4 protein-coding genes are annotated in these 2,677 nt (G+C 62.0%); 3 read left to right on the top strand and 1 reads right to left on the bottom strand.

The features are described from left to right. Together JJE47_01880 and JJE47_01875 are read left to right on the top strand one after the other, a co-directional pair. The coding region (locus JJE47_01880; GenBank protein ID MBK5266161.1) for an NADP-dependent isocitrate dehydrogenase at positions 1-147 on the top strand (147 nt) is incomplete at its 5' end. A 6-nt stretch (positions 148-153) separates the two neighbouring features. Beyond that, positions 154-915, top strand: coding sequence for a VOC family protein (locus JJE47_01875; protein ID MBK5266160.1), 762 nt, complete (start codon positions 154-156; stop codon positions 913-915). A gap of 17 nt (positions 916-932) precedes the next feature. On the opposite strand, the gene JJE47_01870 is transcribed toward JJE47_01875, so the two are convergent. Continuing rightward, complete coding sequence (locus JJE47_01870; protein ID MBK5266159.1) at positions 933-2,039, bottom strand: hypothetical protein; 1,107 nt, start codon at positions 2,037-2,039, stop codon at positions 933-935. A 66-nt stretch (positions 2,040-2,105) separates the two neighbouring features. On the opposite strand from JJE47_01870, the gene JJE47_01865 reads away from it, so the two are divergent. Further along, the coding region (locus JJE47_01865) for a malate dehydrogenase (GenBank protein ID MBK5266158.1) at positions 2,106-2,677 on the top strand (572 nt) is incomplete at its 3' end.

Raw genomic sequence — 2,677 nt, 5'->3', positions numbered from 1 at the left:
TGGAAAGAAGCAGGCGCCCTCATGGTCGCGGCGATCGAGAAGGCCATTTCGGAAAAGATTGTCACCTACGACTTTGCCCGTTTGATGGACAATCCCACCGAGGTCAGCACATCGGCCTTCGGTGATGCGATCATCGAGCGGTTGTAGGCCGGATTGCTGAAGTTTGATCATGTAGCGCTCGCCGCCGATCGGGTCGTCCCGCTCCAACAGTTCCTGGCGGGACGGCATGGTGGGGTGATGATCGGCGGCGGGTCGCCGCCTGGCTCAGGCTTCCGGGCCATGCAGATTCGGATCGGTCGCGGTGAAGATGGGATGACCATCGAGCTTCTCGAACCCTGGGAAGTCGAGCGCAATGATTTCCTCGCCCGGTTCTTGAGTGCGAACGGTCCCGGCCCGCATCACTTCACCTTCAAGACGGCTGATATTCGGGCCGAACTCAAGCGGTTTGAGGGGCTCGGCTTCGATCCGGTTGGGGTGAACTTTTCCAATTCGTTCTGGCAAGAGTTCTTCATCCATCCCAAGCAAAGCCATGGTCCAGTCATTCAGGTCGCCCAGCCAGGATATGACGAGGGTTCCATGACGGCGTTGCTGGTCCGGGCCATGGCTGGCGAGCACACCCCCTGGGGTGAGCCATGGTGGTCGGCCATCGACCTGGCTCGCGGATCGGCGGTGTCCACCCTGGAACAGGTCGTCATTGCAACCCCCGATCTTGACGCAGGGGTGGCTTTCTACGGGGACGTTCTGGGCGGGGTGGTCGACCGATCCGTCCGAACTGCCACGATCACGTGGTCAGGTGGGACGGTCATGTTGGAACAAGCGGAGATCGATCGTCCCCGAGTCGATCGACTGGAGATGTCGGGCGACAATGTGGCTGACGAACACGTCGAGCAGGGAACTCGCTTCGTCGCCGTATAGTCCTGCCCGGGATTTGCCTACCACAGCCACACATAGATGAGCAGCGGGCCCTCGGCCCCGAGTTCACGGCCCTCGATGAGCTCAACCCAGATGACGGACCCGTCGGGTACTTGATACGCTCCGGCGTACCCCTGACCATCAGGTTGTATCTGGCCGGCCAGCCCATTGGCCTGCAGATGGTCGGCAACACTCGTGGCCAGGGCTTCGAGCGAGGGAGAGTCGGCGGCGAGCTCAAAGTAGATCGGGTCGACGTGTGTGCCTGTCTGGATGGCGAGTTCGGAGACGCTTGCTTCGTCGTAGAGAGCATCCGCTGAGCTGACTTCGGTCGCGTGGGCGGGAACCCACGGCCGACCCCGGCCGAGTTCGCCGAGGGTGGCGCCGGTCCAAGCTTCGATCCAGGCAACCCGATTCGCATCGAGGGAGTCTCCCAACCCGGCCGCCGCCAATGAGACGCTCTCGGACATGTCCTCCGATGGACTGGTCGCCGCATAGGCGTTCGGTGCCTGGCCGGTCAGGGTCCAGGTAGCAGCGAGCGGGTCGTCGTTCGAATCGTTCCACCCCGTTGCTTTGGCCCAGTCGGTGACCAGCGCCGAGCCATCATCAAGGTCGAGCGCAGCGATGTCTCCTGATCGGGCTGCCGCGACATAGTCGGGTGCCAACCCGTACCACTGGGCGACGTGAACCAGCTCGTGGACGAGCACCCGACCTACCGACCAGCGAGTCGCCGCTCGCGTACCGGTGAAGGCACCGTCGAGCAGGTAAACGTCGGGGCCCTTGGCTACCGCGACGGCCGCGCTCGCCGGGTGCGAGGCAGGAACTCCTGCCGAGGCGGTGCGGATCAGCTGGCGTGGTTCGGTCGAGATGGCGGCCGGGATATCTGATGAGGCGGCCTGGATGATCTCAACGTCGACCGGCTGGGGGAGTGGTCCATCGCCGACGATCGTCCAACGCCCGGCCCGGCGCTCCCAGGCGATGTCGGTGAACTCAGGTGATCCGAGCGACGCCGCCACGATCGGGTCGGTTAGGTCGACGGGAGGGAGCGGTTGGCGGGTCGGCGAAGAGGGTGAACTGACGCAGCCGGTGGCCGCAATGGCGATGCCGATGGCGGCCAGGAGAGTTCTCATGCGGCGGGGCTATCAGCGATACATGGCAGCGCTAGGGTTATGACGTATCTTGTCTCAGGAGACCTAATCATGCGGAAAGTATCAGTTGTCGGCGCCGGAAAATATGGTTCGCTCACCGCCATGCGGTTGGCTGAATCAGGCATTGTTGACCAAGTAGTCATGACGGACATCGTAGAGGGTCTGCCACAGGGTCTGGCTCTCGATATGAATCAGTCCCGACCCGTCGAGAATTATTCGACCAAAGTGCTCGGCACGAATGATTATGCCGACACGGCTGGCAGCGAGGTCGTGGTGATCACCGCCGGCCTGGCACGCAAACCGGGCATGAGCCGGATGGACTTGCTCGAAGTCAACGCCAAAATCGTCAAAGGTGTGACGGAGTCAATCCTCGAATACTCACCCGACGCCATATTGGTCGTGGTAACCAATCCGCTTGATCACATGACGACGCTGGCGTTCGAGGTTTCAGGACTGCCATCACGCAAGGTGATCGGGCAAGCCGGAATCCTTGACAGCTCCCGATTCGTGCACTTCATTTCTGAGAAGCTCGGCGTGGATATTTCCGAGGTCAAGGCAATGACGCTCGGGAGCCACGGTGACACGATGGTCCCCGTCCCGTCCCAGTGCAGTGTTTCGGG

It is taken from the genome of Acidimicrobiia bacterium, from assembly GCA_016650365.1.
GTDB lineage: Bacteria > Actinomycetota > Acidimicrobiia > Spongiisociales > JAENVV01 > JAENVV01.
Note: the sequence above shows the minus strand (reverse complement) of the source record. Positions and strands in the feature narration are given on the sequence as shown.